This is a genomic window from Pseudomonas sp. LBUM1648, from assembly GCF_059716145.1.
The window spans coordinates 3,733,987-3,750,103 of sequence record NZ_CP166808.1 but is presented as its reverse complement, the minus strand read 5'-3'; the positions used below and the strand labels follow the sequence as shown (position 1 = coordinate 3,750,103).

At 60.3% G+C, this 16,117-nt stretch carries 16 protein-coding genes; 3 read left to right on the top strand and 13 right to left on the bottom strand.

Features of this window, described 5'->3' with window-relative positions; all coding sequences use genetic code 11:
* Positions 1 to 197: 197 nt before the first annotated feature.
* From ACA043_RS17005 to ribBA, 5 genes are all read right to left on the bottom strand, one after another.
* The gene (locus tag ACA043_RS17005) at positions 198 to 1,352 is read right to left on the bottom strand and encodes an ABC transporter ATP-binding protein (protein ID WP_187678633.1); all 1,155 of its coding nucleotides are present in this window, start codon (positions 1,350 to 1,352) and stop codon (positions 198 to 200) included.
* A gap of 17 nt (positions 1,353 to 1,369) precedes the next feature.
* Positions 1,370 to 2,179 (bottom strand): ABC transporter permease, encoded by an 810-nt coding sequence (locus ACA043_RS17000; RefSeq protein WP_007918021.1) that lies wholly within the window; start codon positions 2,177 to 2,179, stop codon positions 1,370 to 1,372.
* A 6-nt stretch (positions 2,180 to 2,185) separates the two neighbouring features.
* Positions 2,186 to 3,133 carry an ABC transporter permease gene (locus ACA043_RS16995; protein WP_489881337.1) on the bottom strand — a complete coding sequence of 316 codons (948 nt, stop codon included), beginning with the start codon at positions 3,131 to 3,133 and terminating at the stop codon, positions 2,186 to 2,188.
* Entirely contained in the window at positions 3,130 to 4,155 is a 1,026-nt protein-coding gene (locus tag ACA043_RS16990; protein WP_401267023.1) for an ABC transporter substrate-binding protein, read from the bottom strand. Before ACA043_RS16990 ends, ACA043_RS16995 begins: the two co-directional genes overlap by 4 nt.
* A gap of 358 nt (positions 4,156 to 4,513) precedes the next feature.
* Positions 4,514 to 5,623, bottom strand: a complete 1,110-nt coding sequence (gene ribBA, locus ACA043_RS16985) for a bifunctional 3,4-dihydroxy-2-butanone-4-phosphate synthase/GTP cyclohydrolase II (RefSeq protein ID WP_401267025.1) — start codon at positions 5,621 to 5,623, stop codon at positions 4,514 to 4,516.
* Positions 5,624 to 5,691: 68 nt separating this feature from the next.
* On the opposite strand from ribBA, the gene ACA043_RS16980 reads away from it, so the two are divergent.
* Positions 5,692 to 5,985 (top strand): DUF1330 domain-containing protein, encoded by a 294-nt coding sequence (locus ACA043_RS16980; protein ID WP_187678630.1) that lies wholly within the window; start codon positions 5,692 to 5,694, stop codon positions 5,983 to 5,985.
* Here ACA043_RS16980 and ACA043_RS16975 read toward each other — a convergent pair whose 3' ends face one another.
* The 7 genes from ACA043_RS16975 to ACA043_RS16945 form a co-directional block, all read right to left on the bottom strand.
* Complete coding sequence (locus ACA043_RS16975) at positions 5,986 to 6,549, bottom strand: NUDIX hydrolase (RefSeq protein WP_187678629.1); 564 nt, start codon at positions 6,547 to 6,549, stop codon at positions 5,986 to 5,988. It abuts the gene before it with no gap.
* 1 nt (position 6,550) lies between these two features.
* Positions 6,551 to 7,303: a GntR family transcriptional regulator gene (locus tag ACA043_RS16970; RefSeq protein WP_187678628.1), complete on the bottom strand. Its 753-nt coding sequence runs from the start codon at positions 7,301 to 7,303 to the stop codon at positions 6,551 to 6,553.
* Between the two features lie 58 nt (positions 7,304 to 7,361).
* Positions 7,362 to 7,751 carry a carboxymuconolactone decarboxylase family protein gene (locus tag ACA043_RS16965; RefSeq protein WP_095125671.1) on the bottom strand — a complete coding sequence of 130 codons (390 nt, stop codon included), beginning with the start codon at positions 7,749 to 7,751 and terminating at the stop codon, positions 7,362 to 7,364.
* A 124-nt stretch (positions 7,752 to 7,875) separates the two neighbouring features.
* Positions 7,876 to 8,361 (bottom strand): flavin reductase family protein, encoded by a 486-nt coding sequence (locus tag ACA043_RS16960; protein ID WP_401267036.1) that lies wholly within the window; start codon positions 8,359 to 8,361, stop codon positions 7,876 to 7,878.
* Positions 8,362 to 8,373: 12 nt separating this feature from the next.
* Entirely contained in the window at positions 8,374 to 9,855 is a 1,482-nt protein-coding gene (locus ACA043_RS16955) for an aldehyde dehydrogenase (protein WP_497657484.1), read from the bottom strand.
* A complete protein-coding gene (locus ACA043_RS16950) occupies positions 9,852 to 10,685 on the bottom strand; it encodes an alpha/beta fold hydrolase (RefSeq protein WP_401267039.1) in 834 nt (277 codons plus the stop codon). The genes ACA043_RS16955 and ACA043_RS16950 overlap by 4 nt, the downstream gene beginning before the upstream one ends.
* 31 nt (positions 10,686 to 10,716) lie before the next feature.
* Entirely contained in the window at positions 10,717 to 11,307 is a 591-nt protein-coding gene (locus ACA043_RS16945; protein ID WP_401267042.1) for an amino acid synthesis family protein, read from the bottom strand.
* Positions 11,308 to 11,768: 461 nt separating this feature from the next.
* Here ACA043_RS16945 and ACA043_RS16940 point away from each other — a divergent pair, with 461 nt between their 5' ends.
* A complete protein-coding gene (locus tag ACA043_RS16940) occupies positions 11,769 to 12,812 on the top strand; it encodes a WD40/YVTN/BNR-like repeat-containing protein (protein WP_401267044.1) in 1,044 nt (347 codons plus the stop codon).
* Positions 12,809 to 15,193: an efflux RND transporter permease subunit gene (locus ACA043_RS16935; RefSeq protein ID WP_187678623.1), complete on the top strand. Its 2,385-nt coding sequence runs from the start codon at positions 12,809 to 12,811 to the stop codon at positions 15,191 to 15,193. Before ACA043_RS16940 ends, ACA043_RS16935 begins: the two co-directional genes overlap by 4 nt.
* A 76-nt stretch (positions 15,194 to 15,269) precedes the next feature.
* On the opposite strand, the gene ACA043_RS16930 is transcribed toward ACA043_RS16935, so the two are convergent.
* Positions 15,270 to 15,989: a FadR/GntR family transcriptional regulator gene (locus ACA043_RS16930; protein WP_016984384.1), complete on the bottom strand. Its 720-nt coding sequence runs from the start codon at positions 15,987 to 15,989 to the stop codon at positions 15,270 to 15,272.
* Positions 15,990 to 16,117: the final 128 nt, after the last annotated feature.

The window sequence follows — 16,117 nt, the reverse complement described above, 5'->3', positions numbered from 1 at the left end:
ATCACCCTAACCCTCTCCCAGGGGGAGAGGGGACTGACTGAGGTGAACGTTCGAGATACACCGACCTGAAATTCCGAGCCGAACTCAGGTCTTGAAGAACATGAATATCGGCTCCCTTTCCCCCTCGCCCCCTTGGGGGCGGTCCGACGTTTCGGGAGGGCTGGGGTGAGGGGGTAAATCCAACTGACACCCTACTATCAGTGGGCCCCGGCGGCTTTGTTGAGGTCGCTTTCAGTCCATTCGGTATAAACACAGGCATCCGCCGTAGCCCAACGCACCCGCACCTCATCGCCAGCCTTGAGCGGCATGCCCGCCGCCGACAGCGCCTTCACCGTCATCGACGTCCCGCCCGAAGTGACCACGCTGCACGTCTGGCTCTCACCCAGAAACAGCACCTCCACCACCTTCGCCGACACCTGATTCCAACCCGCCGCCAATGGCTCATCAGTCGCCTGCTGCACACTCAATGCCAGCGCTTTTTCCGGACGCACCATCAGCAACACATCCTGATCGGTGTGCAAACCCGAGGTCAGTCGAATCGACAGCGACTGCCCTTCAAAACTCGCCGCCGCGTTACCTTGCGCCTTGAGCTTGAGGAAGTTCGAATTGCCGAGAAACGAGGCGACAAAGGCATTCGGCGGATTCTGATAAAGGTCATAACCGCTGCCCAGACCGACAATCTTGCCGTGGCTGAAAATCGCAATGCGTTGCGACAAACGCATGGCCTCTTCCTGATCGTGGGTCACATAGACGATGGTGATGCCCAGGCGCCGATGCAGTTGGCGCAATTCATCTTGCAAATCCTCACGCAGTTTTTTATCCAGCGCACCCAGCGGTTCGTCCATCAGCAAAATGCGTGGCTCGTAGACCAGCGCTCGGGCAATGGCGACCCGTTGCTGTTGGCCACCGGACAGTTGCGAAGGGCGGCGATGGGCGAATTGTTCGAGTTGCACCAGTTTCAACATCGCATCGACGCGCTTGTTACGCTCGGCCGCCGCCAGTTTACGGATCGCCAACGGGAAGGCGATGTTGTCGCGTACAGACAGATGCGGGAACAGCGAATAGCGCTGGAACACCATGCCGATGTCGCGCTTGTGCGGTGGTACGTTGACCAGCGACTGGCCGTTGACGAGGATCTCGCCGCTGCTCGGCGTTTCGAAACCGGCGAGCATCGACAGCGTGGTGCTTTTACCGGAGCCGCTGGAGCCGAGGAAGGTCAGGAACTCGCCGTCCTTGATGTCCAGCGAGATGTTGTCCACGGCGGCGAAGTCGCCGTAGTGCTTGTTCAGGTTGCGCAGGCTGACCAGGGGTTTGTCGTTCTGCTGGGATGCGTCTTTGATCACGGCACTCATGTCGTACTCCTGGGCGCTCAGGCGCTGATTTCGTTGCGCCGACGCAGGGCGGCGGCGATCACCATGACTAAGACCGACAGGCCGATCAGCAGCGTCGAAGCGACGGCGATCACCGGAGTCAGGTCCTGGCGCAAGGTGGTCCACATTTTCACGGGAAGGGTTTGCAGGGTCGGGCTGGCCATCATCACGCTGAGCACCACTTCGTCCCACGAAACGAGAAAGGCGAAGAGGGCGCCGGCAACCATGCCCGGACGAATCGCCGGGAACGTCACCTTGAACACTGCTTGCAGGCGTGACGCACCGCAGATCACCGCCGCGTCTTCAATCGACTGATCGAACAGCTTCAGCGAGTTGATGATCGAGATGATGGTGAACGGCAGCGCGACGATCACATGGCTGACGACGAAGGCGAACATCGTCCCGGTGTAACCGAGCTTGAGGAACAGCGCGTACACCGCCACGGCGATGATCACCAGCGGCACGATCATCGGCAGGGTGAAGAGGCCGTAGAGCATTTCCCGGCCGGGAAAACGCCCGCGAACCAGCGCAAATGCGGTCGGCAAACCGAGGGCCACAGCGCAAATCGTGGTCAACACGGCGACTTTAAGGCTGGCCGCTGCGGCGTTCATCCAGTCCGGGTTGGAGAAGAACTGGCCGTACCATTTCAGCGTCCAGCCCGGTGGCGGGAACACCAACCACTGCGAAGAACCGAACGACAGCAGGACGATGAACACGATCGGCAACAGCAGGAACAAGCCGATCAACCCGGTGGTGGCGTAGAGGCCGAAGCGCATCCGGCGGCTCATGGCATTGGGAGTCAGGAGCATGTCGGCTTACCTCGCGTTACTGGCGCCAACCGGGGATTCCGGCTGAAGCTTCAGGTAGAAGTAGAACAGCACCAAAGTGATCGCGATCAGCAACGCGGCGCCGGCACTGGCCAGACCCCAATTGAGGAACGATTGCACCTGCTGAATGATGAACTCCGGCAACATCATGTTCTGCGCCCCGCCGAGCAGCGCCGGGGTGACGTAGTAACCGAGCGACATCACGAACACCATCAACCCGCCGGACGCCAGACCCGGCCGGCACAGCGGCAGGAACACCCGGAAAAAGTTGGTCCATGGGCTGGCGCCGCAGATCGAGCCGGCCTGCAGGATCATCGGGTCGATGGCCTGCATGGTCGCCTGCAACGGCAGGACGATGAACGGGATCATGATGTAGCTCATGCCGATCACCACGCCGGTCAGGTTATGCACCATTTCCAGCGGCTGATCGATGATGCCCATCGCCATCAAAGCCTTGTTGATCACGCCCGAAGCTTGCAGCAACACCAGCCACGAATAGGTGCGGGCGAGCAGGCTGGTCCACATCGACAACAGCACGATGTTGAGAATCCAGCGACCCCAGCCGCGCGGCACCAGCGTGATCGCCCAGGCGAGCGGAAAGCCCAGCAACAGGCTGAAAATCGTCACCAGCCCGGCCACCGAAAAGGTGTTGAGCAGCACCCGGGCATAGGCCGAGTTGGCGAACAGTTGTTCATAGTTGCCAAGGCCTGGTGTCGGCTCCAGCACGCCGCGCAACAGCAGGCCAATCAACGGCGCGAGAAAGAACAGGCCGAGGAACAGCAGCGCCGGAGCGAGGTTGCCGGCGCCGCGCCAGCGTTGTCTCAGGGACGGGGTTTGCGACATCGCGATCGCCTGTTTTCCTTCGGCCGAACCGGCAGCGCTTGCGGCGCTCCCGGTGGCAGTGGATGGACGGGGCGCGGTGGCCGCCATTTTCATTTGACCAGCCATTCGTTCCACCGTGTCGCGATGGTAGGGCCGTTTTTGGCCCAGTACGCGAAATCAAGAGTGATCTGATCCTTGGCGTAAGCAGTCGGCAGGTTGGGAGCCAGCGTCGAATCCAGACGCTCCACGCTGTCGAGGTTGACCGGGGCGTAAGCGGTCAGGTTGGAGAAGTCGGCCTGGCCTTTGGCACTGCTGGCGTTGGCCAGGAACTTCATCGCCGCGTCCTTGTTTTTCGAGCCCTTTGGAATCACCAGAATGTCGGCCATGACCAGGTTCTGTTTCCAGCTCACGCCCACCGGCGCGCCATCTTCTTGCAGGGCGTGAATGCGGCCGTTCCAGAACTGGCCCATGCTCGCTTCACCGGATGCCAGCAGTTGCTGCGACTGCGCGCCGCCGCCCCACCAGACGATGTCTTTCTTGATGGTGTCGAGTTTTTTGAAGGCGCGATCCAGATCCAGCGGGTAGAGCTTGTCGGCCGCTACGCCATCGGCCAGCAGGGCCAGTTCGAGCACGCCGGGGCTTGGCCATTTATAGAGGGCGCGTTTGCCGGGGTAGGTCTTGGTGTCGAACAGGGCGCTCCAGTCCTGCGGCTTGTTGGCGCCGAGTTTGCCCTCGTTGTAGCCGAGGACGAAGGAGAAGAAGAACGAGCCGACGCCGTGATCGCTGACAAAGCGCGGGTCGATCCTGTCGCGCTGGATGACTTTGAAATCGAGGGGTTCGAGCAGGCCTTCAGCGGCAGCGCGCAGGGCGAAATCGGCTTCGACGTCGACCACGTCCCATTGCACGTTACCGCTTTCGACCATGGCCTTGAGTTTGCCGTAGTCGGTCGGGCCATCCTGCACGACGGTAATGCCGCTGGCCTTGCTGAACGGATCAGCCCAAGCCTGTTTCTGCGCATCCTGGGTGCTTCCGCCCCAGCTGACGAAATTCACGCTTTCGGCGGCCATTGCAGCCTGGCCGGTCACGCTGAGCAGTCCCGCAAAAAAGATTGCGGTTGCAGCTTTGTTCAACACCATTTTCACGCCCTCATTGTTGTGTTTTTGAGCGGGCCTTGCGTTGTTGCCCGCCTGTCGGGAGCAGTAGATGGACGTTCGTGGGAGTGTCCGGTCTATGGAATATCATATTATGGTATTCCAAACTTTGTGCAAGCACTTTGCCTTACCGGTTATCTGGCGAAGTAGTTTTTTGGGGGGCACCGAAAATGTGCAGTGGATGAAATTGTGGCGAGGGGATTTATCCCCGTTGGGCTGCGGAGCAGCCCTGAAAGCGGAAAACGCGCTATTCCTGAAGGATCGCGTTGGCAGGATTTGGGGCCGCTTCGCAGCCCAACGGGGATAAATCCCCTCACCACAGGGGCTCATCGATAACTGTGGGTTATTCGGTGTAGGGGATACTCTCGACCACTTCCAGGTCATACCCGGTCAGGCCGGCGTACTTGAGGGGCGGCCCAAGGTGCCGCAGTTTGCCAACCCCAAGGTTCTGCAGAATCTGCGCTCCGGTCCCCACCTCCGAATAAATCCGTGACTGCGACCGACTGAACTGCCGTGGCGGCTGCGTCAGTTGCGGCACCCGCTCCAGCAACGCCTGCGACGATTCATGATTGGCCAGCACCACGACAACTCCATGGCCCTCGGCCGCGACCCGTTGCAACGCCGCCCACAGCGTCCAGTTTGTCGGCCCGCTGTATTCGGCGCCGACCAGATCTCGCAGCGGATCGATCACATGCACGCGCACCAGCGTTGGATGCTCACGGCGTAGATCGCCCATGACCATCGCCATGTGAACCCCACCTTCGATACGGTCTTCGAAAGTGATCAAACGGAAAGTGCCATGCACCGTCGGCAGCTCACGTTCGCCAATACGTTCGATGGTGTGTTCGGTACTCAGGCGATAGTGGATCAGGTCGGCGATGGTGCCGATCTTGATCCCGTGCTTGCGCGCGAAGACTTCCAGATCCGGGCGACGGGCCATGGTGCCGTCGTCGTTCATCACTTCGACGATGACCGACGCCGGGGTGAAACCGGCCAGCCTGGCCAGATCGCAACCGGCCTCGGTGTGACCGGCGCGGGTCAACACGCCACCTTCCTTGGCGCGCAGCGGAAAGATATGCCCGGGTTGCACCAGATCTTCGGCGCGGGCGTCTTTGGCCACGGCGGCGGCGACCGTGCAGGCACGATCGGCGGCGGAAATCCCGGTGGTGACGCCAACTGCCGCTTCAATCGACACAGTGAACGCGGTGCTGAAAACGCTGCCATTGCTTGGCACCATTTGCTCAAGACCCAAACGCTGGCAGTGTTCGTCTGTCAACGTAAGGCAAATCAGCCCGCGTGCCTCACGCGCCATGAAGCTGATCGCCTCGGGCGTGCAACAATCAGCGGCGAGTAACAGGTCGCCTTCGTTTTCCCGGTCTTCGTCATCGACCAGCAGAACCATTTTGCCGAGGCGATAATCTTCGATGATTTCTTCGATGCTGTTGAAGGCCATGCTGGACTCTCAGGGTTCGTTGGAAATATATTGGTATACCATAATACAAAATCAACAAAGAGGTCACTATGAAGGCGTACTGGATTGCTCACGTAGACATCACCGATCCTGACCAATACAGCCAATACACCCAGCGCGCGCCCAAGGCGTTCGCTGAGTTTGGCGGGCGGTTTCTGGCCAGAGGCGGGCGCAGCGAAGCGATGGAAGGGCGCAAGACGCCACAGCGCAGCGTGGTGATCGAGTTCGATAGCTACGAGCAAGCGGTCGCCTGCTACCGCTCGGCGGCGTATCAAGAGGCGAAGCGTTATCGCGAGGAATGGGCGAGGGCGGAAATCATCATTGTCGAAGGCATGGCGCCGTAATCAGCGGATGAAGTGGATCTTGCCGCTGTCATCATTGCCCATGTAGATCCCATACACCCCGGCCTGGCGTTCCTCGATATAGCGTTCGAGGATCTGCCGGATCGCCGGGTAGTAGATCTGCTCCCACGGGATGTCTTCGGGGGCGAAGAATTTGTAGTCGAGGGTTTCCGGGCCGTACTGGCCGGTAATCTCCAGGGCGATGGCGCGGAAGATGATGTACACCTCGCTGATCTTCGGCACGCTGAAGATCGAATACGGCGAGACGATTTCTGCACGCACGCCGCTTTCTTCCCAGACTTCACGCAAGGCCGCCTCTTCGGTGGTCTCGCCGCTTTCCATGAAACCGGCTGGCAGCGTCCAGGTGCCCGGACGCGGAGGGATCGCCCGTTGGCACAAGAGGTATTTGCCGTCCTGCTCGATGATGCAGCCGGCGATGATCTTCGGATTGACGTAGTGAATGTAGCCGCAGCCGCGGCACATCAGGCGCTCGTGCGTATCGCCCGGCGGCACCTGCTGACCGAGGTCAGGGCCACCGCATTTCGGGCAATAGCTCGGGCTGGACATGTCAGTGACCTATACGGGGTTCTTTCAGCGCGATGGGCAGGGTGATCGCAGGCACGTCGCCTGTTTCTTCCTGTTTGCGCTTGAGGTAGTCGAGGGCGACAGCAGCGGCGGCACGCACGTGATCGACGCACGCCTGATGCGCCGCCAGCGCATCGCCGCTCTTGATCGCCGCGACCATTTTTTCCATTTCCTGATTGCTTGCGCCGCGACGGTTTTGCTGGGACACCGAGGTCGCGCGCAGATAACTGATGCGCGCCTGCAACTGACGCAACTGAGTGGCCGCGACATGGTTGCCCGAACCTTCGAGCAGGACGTCGTAGAAGCCTTGTACCGAGTCGATCACCTGTTGCAACTCGCCGTCCTTGAGGGCCTTGCGGTTCTCATCGAGGGCTTTTTCCAGGGCTTTGATGTCCTTGGCTTTGGCGCGCAGGGTGAACAGCTGAACGATCAGGCCTTCGAGCACGCAACGCAATTCGTAGATATCGACGGCATCGGCGAGAGTGATGATCGCCACCCGTGGACCTTTGGCATCGGCGAACTCGACCAGACCTTCAGATTCCAGGTGACGCAAGGCTTCGCGAACCGAGGTGCGGCTGACGCCCAGGCGATCACACAGATCGCGTTCGACCAGACGATCCCCTGGCATGAGCTGGAAATTCATGATCGCGCTACGCAGTTTATCCAGCACGATTTCGCGCAGGGTAACGGGGTTGCGATTGACCTTGAAGCTGTCGTCGAGTGGCTGGCGTTTCATGGGGTCCGCTCTTTACTGTGGCTGTCCATGCCAGACGGGCATCAAAACAGCCGAGGGGTTAACTGGAGGCCTCGGCGTCGGCTTCGGCGAAGGCTTCACGGGCGAGCCGGAAACTGTCCACGGCCGCCGGGACGCCGCAATAAATGCCGACCTGAAGCAGAATTTCGCGTATTTGCTCACGACTCAGGCCGTTACGCAAGGCGCCACGCACATGCAGCTTGAGTTCGTGCGGGCGGTTGAGCGCCGAGATCATCGCCAGGTTGATCATGCTCCGCTCCTTGAGCGACAAGCCCTCGCGACCCCAGACGTGGCCCCAACAGTATTCGGTGACCATTTCCTGCAGGGGGCGGGTGAAGTCATCGGCGTTGTCGATTGAACGTTGCACGTAGGCTTCGCCGAGCACCTGGGTGCGAATCTTCAGGCCTTTTTCGTACTTTTCGTTATTCATCATTCCTCCTCACACACATTCCCCTGTAGGAGCTGCCGAAGGCTGCGATCTTTTGATCTTGTCTTTAAAAATCAAAGTCAAAGGATCGCAGCCTGCGGCAGCTCCTACACAGGGAGCGCGTTAATCAGGTCAGGGTGGGCAGGGCGCCCAACTTGCCCTTGTGATAAATCATCGGCGTCACCGGTTGCGCCGGCAGGATCAGATTCTTCACCGCGCCGACGATGATCGCGTGATCGCCACCATCGTATTCGCGCCACAATTCGCACTCGATGATCGCCGTGGCCTTGGCCAGGATCGGGTTGCCGAGTTCGCTCAAGTGCCATTCGATGCCTTTGGCTTTGTCCTTGCCTTTACCGGCGAAGGCGTAGGCCTCGGCGGTCTGCTCGGCGGACAGCAAATGGATCGCGAAACGCTTGCTGTCGCGCAGCACCGGGTAGGTGTCGGAGGCGTAGTTGGGGCAGAACAGCACCAGCGCCGGATCAATCGACAGCGCGCTGAAGGCGCTGGCGGTGATGCCGACGATGCCGCCCGCAGGGTCAAGGGTGGTGACCACCGTGACGCCGGACGGGAACGAACTCATGACGTCTTTGTAAATGCCGGGTTCGATCATTTCGCAGGACTCCTAGCGCATCACAAACGGATCAGGCATTGGCGCCTGAGAAAGATTGATCCACACCGTTTTCAGTTCGGTGTAGGCCAGCACCGAATCGATGCCGCTTTCGCGTCCATAGCCACTGTTCTTGAAGCCGCCGATCGGTGCCATCGCCGACACCGCGCGGTAAGTGTTGACCCAGATAATCCCCGAACGCACATCCCTGGCCAGGCGATGGGCACGGCCCAGATCCCGCGTCCAGATGCCAGCGGCGAGGCCGAACTGCGAGTCGTTGGCGATGGCCAGCGCTTCGGCTTCGTCCTTGAAACGGATGACGGATGCCACCGGGCCAAAGACTTCTTCCTGCATGATTTTCATCGAGTTGCGGTCGCACTCGAACAGCGTCGGCTCGTAAAACCAGCCCTCGCCGAGATTTGCAGGACGCTTGCCGCCCGTGCGCAAACGCGCACCTTCGGCGATGGCATCGGCGACCAGGCCTTCAACCACCGCCAATTGCTGCGCGGTGGCCATCGGGCCCATTTCGCTGTTGTCTTCCTGCGGGTTGCCGATGCGGATGCGTTTGGCGCGTTCCACCAGTCGGTTGACGAATTCGTCATAGATTTCGTCCTGCACCAACAGACGCGAACCCGACACGCAGCTCTGTCCGGAGGCGGCGTAGATCCCGGCAATCGCGCCGTTGATCGCGCTGTCCAGATCGGCGTCGGCGAAGATGATGTTCGGCGACTTGCCGCCCAGTTCCAGCGACAACTTGGCGAAGTTCTCGGCGCTGCTGCGCACCACATGCCGCGCGGTGGCGGCACCGCCGGTGAAGGCGATCTTGCGGATCAGCGGATGGCGGGTGAGAGCGGCGCCGGTGCTCGGGCCGTACCCGGTGACAACGTTGACAACACCCGGCGGAATCCCGGCTTCAAGGGCCAGCCGCGCCAGCTCCAGAATCGTCGCTGAAGCGTGCTCGGACGGCTTGATCACAATCGTGTTGCCGGCGGCGAGGGCCGGGGCCAGTTTAATGGCGGTCAGGTAAAGCGGGCTGTTCCACGGAATGATCGCGGCAACCACACCCATGGCTTCGTGCACGGTGTAGGCGAACAGGTCGGGCTTATCCAGCGGCAGGGTGCCGCCTTCGAGCTTGTCGGCCAAACCGGCGGTGTAGTGGAAGAACTCCGGCAGATAGCTGACCTGACCGCGGGTTTCGCGGATCAGCTTGCCGTTGTCGCGGCTTTCCAGCTGCGCCAGATGCTCTTTGTTTTCAGCAATCAAGTCTCCGAGGCGGCGTAGCAGTTTGCCGCGCGCGGTGGCGGTCAGGCCACGCCACGCGGGGCTGTCGAAGGCCTGTTGGGCGACTTGAACGGCGCGCTCGACATCGGCCTCATCGGCATCGGGCAGTTCGGCCCAGGCTTGGGCGGTGGCCGGGTTGAGGCTTTCGAAAGTCTTGCCGGAGAGGGCATCGACCCATTCTCCGCCGATGCACATCTGGAAGCGTGCGAGTGTCATGCAACGATCCCCTTTATATGGTTTTGTCGGGAGTGTGCGAATTCGAGAAATTCCAGCAACGTCTGGTTGACCAGTCGCGGGGACTCTACGGGCATCATATGCCGTTGCTCGGGCAGCACGGCAACCTTCGCGCCGGGGATGCGTCGGGCCAGTTGCTCGGCCATTTCCGGGGTCGAACCGGGGTCGAGTTCACCCGTGGCGATCAGCGTCGGCGCCTGAATACTGCCCAGATCATCGACGCGGTACATGTCTTGAGTGGCGAACAATTCGTAAGTGGTCAAGTAGCCCTGCGGATCATTGCCGGCGAGTGTCTGGCGGATCGCGGCGATCTGCGCCGGGTTGGCCGCCTGATATTCGCGGCTGAACCAGCGTGACAGCGCCGCTTCGGCATTGGCATCCGGGCCGTGTTCGGCAGCCTGAGCGGTGCGCGCGATGACCCCGGCACGCTGTTCTTCACTGCGGTTGAACACGCTGTTGAGTACCACCAGGCTTTGCAGGCGCTGCGGGTAATGCAGGGCAAACGCCCGCGCCACCAGCCCGCCCATGGAGAAACCGATCACCGCTGCCTCGGGCAGGTTCAGGTGATCGAGCAACTCCAGCAACTGATCGGCGTAACCGAGCAGGTTGGTGCCACTGGCCGGTCGCGGGCTGGCGCCGTGGCCGAGCATGTCGTAGGCGATCACCCGGTACTGGGTCGACAGGCCAACGATCTGGCCGCCCCACATTTCTTTATTCAGGCCCACGCCGTGGATCAAAACCACGGGCTGGCCTTGGCCGGTCGCCAGGTAACTGGTGCCCGCCGGGGTTAGTTCAGCGGTGAGCCGAATCATGGAGCGCTCCTGCAATGCCTTTTTATTGTGATTACTGGGCTTTTTCGGCGGCCAGTTCTTCCAGATCGATGTAGCGGTTACCGATGCGCGGGTGCAGGCGGCCACCGTCGGCGCAACCCAGCACCACGACGATTTCGTCGGCACGCGGCGCGTCTTCGATCTGCATTTCCAGAGTGATGTAGTGCGAACGCAGACCTTCGTCGTCCTTGTGCATCATCGGGATCTGAATCGAAGTGCCCGGGCCGCCGCGCTTGTTGGTGAAGCTCAGGTAGCTCTTGGCCTTGACCGCTTCGCGGTAGTGGTTGCCAAAGCGCAGGGTGTGGATCACGGCGGAGGCGTGTTCGATTTCGCCGTCAGCACCGACCACTGCCGCTTTACCGTAAGCCTCGATCTTCTCGGCACCGCCAATGATGCCGACCAGACGCTCGACCATCATGGCGCCCAGGTCGGAGCAGTTGGCGCGGATCTGCGGTTTCAGGTCTTCGACAAAGCCGTTACCCACCCAAGGGTTTTTCATCACGACAGCGAGGCCGACCATGGTCACTGGCTTATCAGTGGCTCTGCCGCCTTCGATGAAGGTTTCTTCGACATAGCTGACGATCTTGCGAATTTCGAAACTCATGAGCTGCTCCGTTGGGGGATTAAGAGTGTCTGTGCGTCTGATGGTATACCATAATACCGATCGCGCAAGTCCCCCTCGCAAGTTTTGCCTTATCCATCCGGCGAATGGCCATGCATTCACCCGCCACCGCAAATCCAAAGATCACCTCCGGCCCCTGTGGGAGCGAGCCTGCTCGCGAAAGCGGTGGGTCAGCCAACAAAGAGGGTGACTGTTACGCCGCCTTCGCGAGCAGGCTCGCTCCCACAGGGGAATTGCTTGGTTACAAGGGGCCGCTTTTGGTTAACAAAAGATAACGTGGCGCCGATTGTCAGACGTTTCTAAAGCCCGATAGGATGAGCCAGCTTCCGAAGGGGCTCTGGATTGCGGGTTTGAGGACTATGCTTCTTACCAGCGATTGGCGGAGCACCCTTGCGGCGCCCTTGAAGGCCAATGGCCTAACAATAATAAATAGGGGAAGGTCTATGAGTCGTTGCCGCCCGCCGGCGTTACGCAACACCGCGTTGCTGACCACAGCACTCGCGCTGCTGGGCTTTGCCACGTTGTCGGCACCTGTGATTGCCGCCGAGGCTCCGGCCGACGTGGTCTATGCCAGCGCATCCGCCAAAGCGGCGAAAAGCCTGATTCTCGATGTCGTCCACGCCGGAGCACGGTTGGTGGCGGTCGGGGATCGCGGGCACATTCTCTATTCCGATGACCAGGGCAAGACCTGGACTCAGGCCAAGGTGCCGAGCCGGCAGTTGCTGACGGCGGTTTACTTCGTCGATGACAAACACGGCTGGGCGGTCGGCCATGACGCGCAGATTCTCGCCAGCGAGGACGGCGGTCTGACCTGGACCAAGCAATTCGAGGACCTCAAACGCGAATCGCCGCTGCTCGACGTCTGGTTCAAGGACGTCAACAGCGGCCTCGCCGTGGGTGCTTACGGCGCACTGCTGGAAACGACCGATGGCGGCAAGAACTGGGAAGACGTCAGCGACCGCCTCGACAACGAAGACCAGTTCCACCTCAACGCCATCGCGGCGGTAAAAGACGCTGGGCTTTTTATCGTCGGCGAGTCGGGCAGCATGTTTCGCTCCGCCGACTGGGGCCAGACCTGGGAAAAACTCGAAGGCCCTTACGAAGGCTCGCTGTTCGGCGTGATCGGCACTGCGCAACCGCAGACGCTGCTGGCCTACGGCTTGCGCGGCAACCTCTACCGCTCCACTGATTTCGGCAGCACCTGGGAACAGGTTGAATTGAAGGCTGCACGCGGTTCGCTGGAGTTCGGTTTGTCCGGTGCCACGCTGCTTGAGGACGGCTCCATCGTCATCGTCGGCAACGGCGGCTCGGTGATCAGCAGCAGCGACAACGGCGAAACTTTCAGCGTGTTCAACCGCCCGGATCGCATTTCCCTGTCGTCGGTCACTGCTGCCGGCGACGGCAACCTGATTCTGACCGGGCAGGGTGGCGTCCACACCACACAGCCAAACGGCGCCGAGATCAACAATAAGAAGGCGGGGCTATGACTTCCTTGATTACTCCTCAGCAGGAAAAAGCGACGCTCCTCGAACGTCTGATTTTCAACAACCGCCCGGCCGTGATCCTGATCTGTCTGGTGGTCAGCATTTTCCTGTTCTGGCAGGCCACGCTGATCCGGCCGTCCACCAGTTTCGAAAAAATGATCCCGCTGCAGCATCCGTTCATCGAGAAGATGATGGAGCACCGCAACGATCTGGCGAACCTGGGCAACACCGTGCGTATTTCGGTGGAAGCCACCGATGGCGACATCTTCTCCAAGGAGTACATGGAGACCCTTCGTCAGATCAACGACGAGGTGTTCTACATCTCCGGTGTTGACCGCTCCGGTCTGAAGTCACTGTGGAGTCCGAGCGTGCGCTGGACCGAAGTGACCGAAGAGGGTTTCGCCGGCGGCGAAGTGATCCCGCAGAGCTACAACGGCTCGCAGGACAGCCTCGATCTGCTGCGCAACAATGTGCTCAAGTCCGGTCAGGTCGGGCGTCTGGTGGCCAACGACTTCAAATCGAGCATCGTCGACATCCCGCTGCTGGAGTCCTACCCCGACCCGCAGGATCAGGGCAAGTTGCTGGCGCTGGACTATCGCAAGTTCTCCCATGAGCTCGAAGACAAGATCCGCAACAAGTTCGAAGCGCAGAACCCCAACGTCAAAATTCACATCGTCGGTTTCGCCAAGAAAGTCGGCGACTTGATCGATGGCCTGGTGATGGTGGTGTTGTTCTTCGGCATCGCCTTCGTCATCACCCTGATTTTGCTGCTGTGGTTCACCAACTGCGTGCGCAGCACCATCGCGGTGTTGAGCACGACGCTGGTGGCGGTGGTCTGGCAACTGGGGTTGATGCACTTTTTCGGCTTTGGCCTCGATCCGTATTCGATGCTGGTGCCGTTCCTGATCTTCGCCATCGGCATTTCCCACGGCGTGCAGAAGATCAACGGTATCGCCCTGCAATCCAGTGAGGCGGACAACGCCCTGACTGCCGCGCGGCGCACGTTCCGGCAACTGTTCCTGCCGGGGATGATCGCGATTCTGGCGGATGCGGTGGGTTTCATCACGCTGCTGATCATCGACATCGGCGTGATCCGCGAACTGGCCATCGGCGCGTCCATTGGCGTGGCGGTGATTGTGTTCACCAACCTGATCCTGCTGCCGGTAGCGATTTCCTATGTCGGCATCAGCAAGCGGGCGATTGACAAGAGCAAGAAGGACGCAAACCGCGAACATCCGTTCTGGCGCCTGCTGTCGAACTTTGCCAGCCCGAAAGTTGCCCCCATCTCTGTGGCTCTGGCGCTGATCGCCTTCGGCGGCGGCCTCTGGTACAGCCAGAACCTGAAAATCGGCGACCTCGACCAGGGCGCGCCGGAGTTGCGTCCGGACTCGCGCTACAACAAGGACAACAACTTCATCATCAGCAACTACTCGACCAGTTCCGACGTACTGGTGGTGATGGTCAAGACCAAGGCTGAAGGTTGCTCACGCTTTGAGGCCATGGCGCCCATCGATGAGCTGATGTGGAAGATGCAGAACACCGAGGGCGTGCAGTCGGCGATCTCGCTGGTGACCGTGTCCAAGCAAATGATCAAGGGCATGAACGAGGGCAACCTGAAATGGGAAACCCTGTCACGCAACCCCGACGTGCTGAACAACTCGATTGCCCGCGCTGACGGTCTGTACAACAACAGCTGCTCGCTGGCCCCGGTGCTGGTGTTCCTCAACGATCACAAGGCGGAAACCCTTGATCGTGCGGTGCAGGCGGTGCAGGAATTCGCCAAGGACAACAACAAGGACGGTCTGGAATTCATCCTTGCTGCCGGTAATGCCGGGATCGAAGCGGCCACCAACGAAGTCATCAAACAGGCTGAGCTGACCATCCTGATTCTGGTGTACATCTGCGTGGCGGTGATGTGCATGATCACCTTCCGTTCGTGGGCGGCGACTTTGTGCATCGTCCTGCCGCTGGTGCTGACCTCGGTACTGGGCAACGCGCTGATGGCGTTCATGGGCATCGGCGTCAAAGTCGCGACCTTGCCAGTGGTGGCGCTCGGCGTGGGGATTGGCGTTGACTACGGCATCTACATCTACAGCCGTCTGGAAAGTTTCCTGCGGGCCGGCCTGCCGTTGCAGGAAGCCTATTACCAGACCCTGAAGTCCACCGGTAAAGCGGTGCTGTTCACCGGTCTGTGCCTGGCCATCGGCGTGTGCACCTGGATCTTCTCGGCGATCAAGTTTCAGGCCGACATGGGCCTGATGCTGACCTTCATGCTGCTATGGAACATGTTCGGTGCGCTGTGGCTACTGCCGGCACTGGCGAAGTTCCTGATCAAGCCGGAGAAACTGGCGGGGCAGAAGGGGAATTCGTTGTTTGCTCACTGAGTTGAGTGCCTGAAATGACAAAGCCGCAACCCAAGGGTTGCGGCTTTTTTGTGGGTCAAGATCTTTTGACTTTGCCCTAAGAAAGTTCAGTGCCAAGCACGACACTCAACGCACTGCGGGCATCATCGAGTTGCACGAGCGTCGCATGCCGGGCGCCGAGGGCATCCCGATTTTCAATAGCCGTCAAAATCGCCTTGTGCCGTGGCAACGCCAGCTCATGCAGATTCGGTCGCTGATTCGAATGCTTCAACGCCTCGGCAATCGCCACCGAGAGCATGTTGCACAGATTCGCCAGCAAGTCGTTGTGGGTCGCATCGGCAATCCGACTGTGAAAATCCAGATCCGGTTGCAGCAGGGCTTCCGGCGTCGGCGCAGCTTCCATGCGTTGGTAAGCCTCACCGATGGCGGCAATGTCGGCATCAGTCGCATGCTGAGCGGCGAGGGCAGCGGCGGCCGGTTCGATGATGCTGCGCACGCTGGTCAGCACATTGAAGAATTCATTCTGCGGGCTGCTTTGCATCAGCCAGTGCAGCACGTCCGGGTCGAGCATGTGCCATTCGCGGCGCGCCTTGACCACCGTGCCCACCCGCGGCTTGGAGTACACCAGTCCCTTGGCCACCAACACCCGTGTGGCTTCGCGCAATACCGGCCGGCTGACCGCGTATTCCTCGCACAACAAGGCTTCGGCGGGCAGTTTGTCGTCGGGCTTGAAGCGTCCGGAGACGATCTGCATGCCCAGTTCCTGGACGATGCGCGAGTGCATGCTTTTGCGGTCGGAAGGTTTGCGGTAATCCATGGGGAGCGGCGCGATCCTGAGCGATGGAGATGCCGCGCATCATAGCAGGCACCAGACAATCTTGAGGCAGACACAGAAATCAAATGTGGGAGCGAGCCTGCTCGCGAAGGCGGTATATCAGTCAAATA

Bases quoted from the DNA above. Each gene is read 5' to 3' on its own strand.
- ACA043_RS17005 (WP_187678633.1), bottom strand. From the start codon at position 1,352: ATGAGTGCCGTGATCAAAGACGCATCCCAGCAGAACGACAAACCCCTG.
- ACA043_RS17000 (WP_007918021.1), bottom strand. From the start codon at position 2,179: ATGCTCCTGACTCCCAATGCCATGAGCCGCCGGATGCGCTTCGGCCTC.
- ACA043_RS16995 (WP_489881337.1), bottom strand. From the start codon at position 3,133: ATGAAAATGGCGGCCACCGCGCCCCGTCCATCCACTGCCACCGGGAGC.
- ACA043_RS16990 (WP_401267023.1), bottom strand. From the start codon at position 4,155: ATGGTGTTGAACAAAGCTGCAACCGCAATCTTTTTTGCGGGACTGCTC.
- ribBA (WP_401267025.1), bottom strand. From the start codon at position 5,623: ATGGCCTTCAACAGCATCGAAGAAATCATCGAAGATTATCGCCTCGGC.
- ACA043_RS16980 (WP_187678630.1), top strand. From the start codon at position 5,692: ATGAAGGCGTACTGGATTGCTCACGTAGACATCACCGATCCTGACCAA.
- ACA043_RS16975 (WP_187678629.1), bottom strand. From the start codon at position 6,549: ATGTCCAGCCCGAGCTATTGCCCGAAATGCGGTGGCCCTGACCTCGGT.
- ACA043_RS16970 (WP_187678628.1), bottom strand. From the start codon at position 7,303: ATGAAACGCCAGCCACTCGACGACAGCTTCAAGGTCAATCGCAACCCC.
- ACA043_RS16965 (WP_095125671.1), bottom strand. From the start codon at position 7,751: ATGAATAACGAAAAGTACGAAAAAGGCCTGAAGATTCGCACCCAGGTG.
- ACA043_RS16960 (WP_401267036.1), bottom strand. From the start codon at position 8,361: ATGATCGAACCCGGCATTTACAAAGACGTCATGAGTTCGTTCCCGTCC.
- ACA043_RS16955 (WP_497657484.1), bottom strand. From the start codon at position 9,855: ATGACACTCGCACGCTTCCAGATGTGCATCGGCGGAGAATGGGTCGAT.
- ACA043_RS16950 (WP_401267039.1), bottom strand. From the start codon at position 10,685: ATGATTCGGCTCACCGCTGAACTAACCCCGGCGGGCACCAGTTACCTG.
- ACA043_RS16945 (WP_401267042.1), bottom strand. From the start codon at position 11,307: ATGAGTTTCGAAATTCGCAAGATCGTCAGCTATGTCGAAGAAACCTTC.
- ACA043_RS16940 (WP_401267044.1), top strand. From the start codon at position 11,769: ATGAGTCGTTGCCGCCCGCCGGCGTTACGCAACACCGCGTTGCTGACC.
- ACA043_RS16935 (WP_187678623.1), top strand. From the start codon at position 12,809: ATGACTTCCTTGATTACTCCTCAGCAGGAAAAAGCGACGCTCCTCGAA.
- ACA043_RS16930 (WP_016984384.1), bottom strand. From the start codon at position 15,989: ATGGATTACCGCAAACCTTCCGACCGCAAAAGCATGCACTCGCGCATC.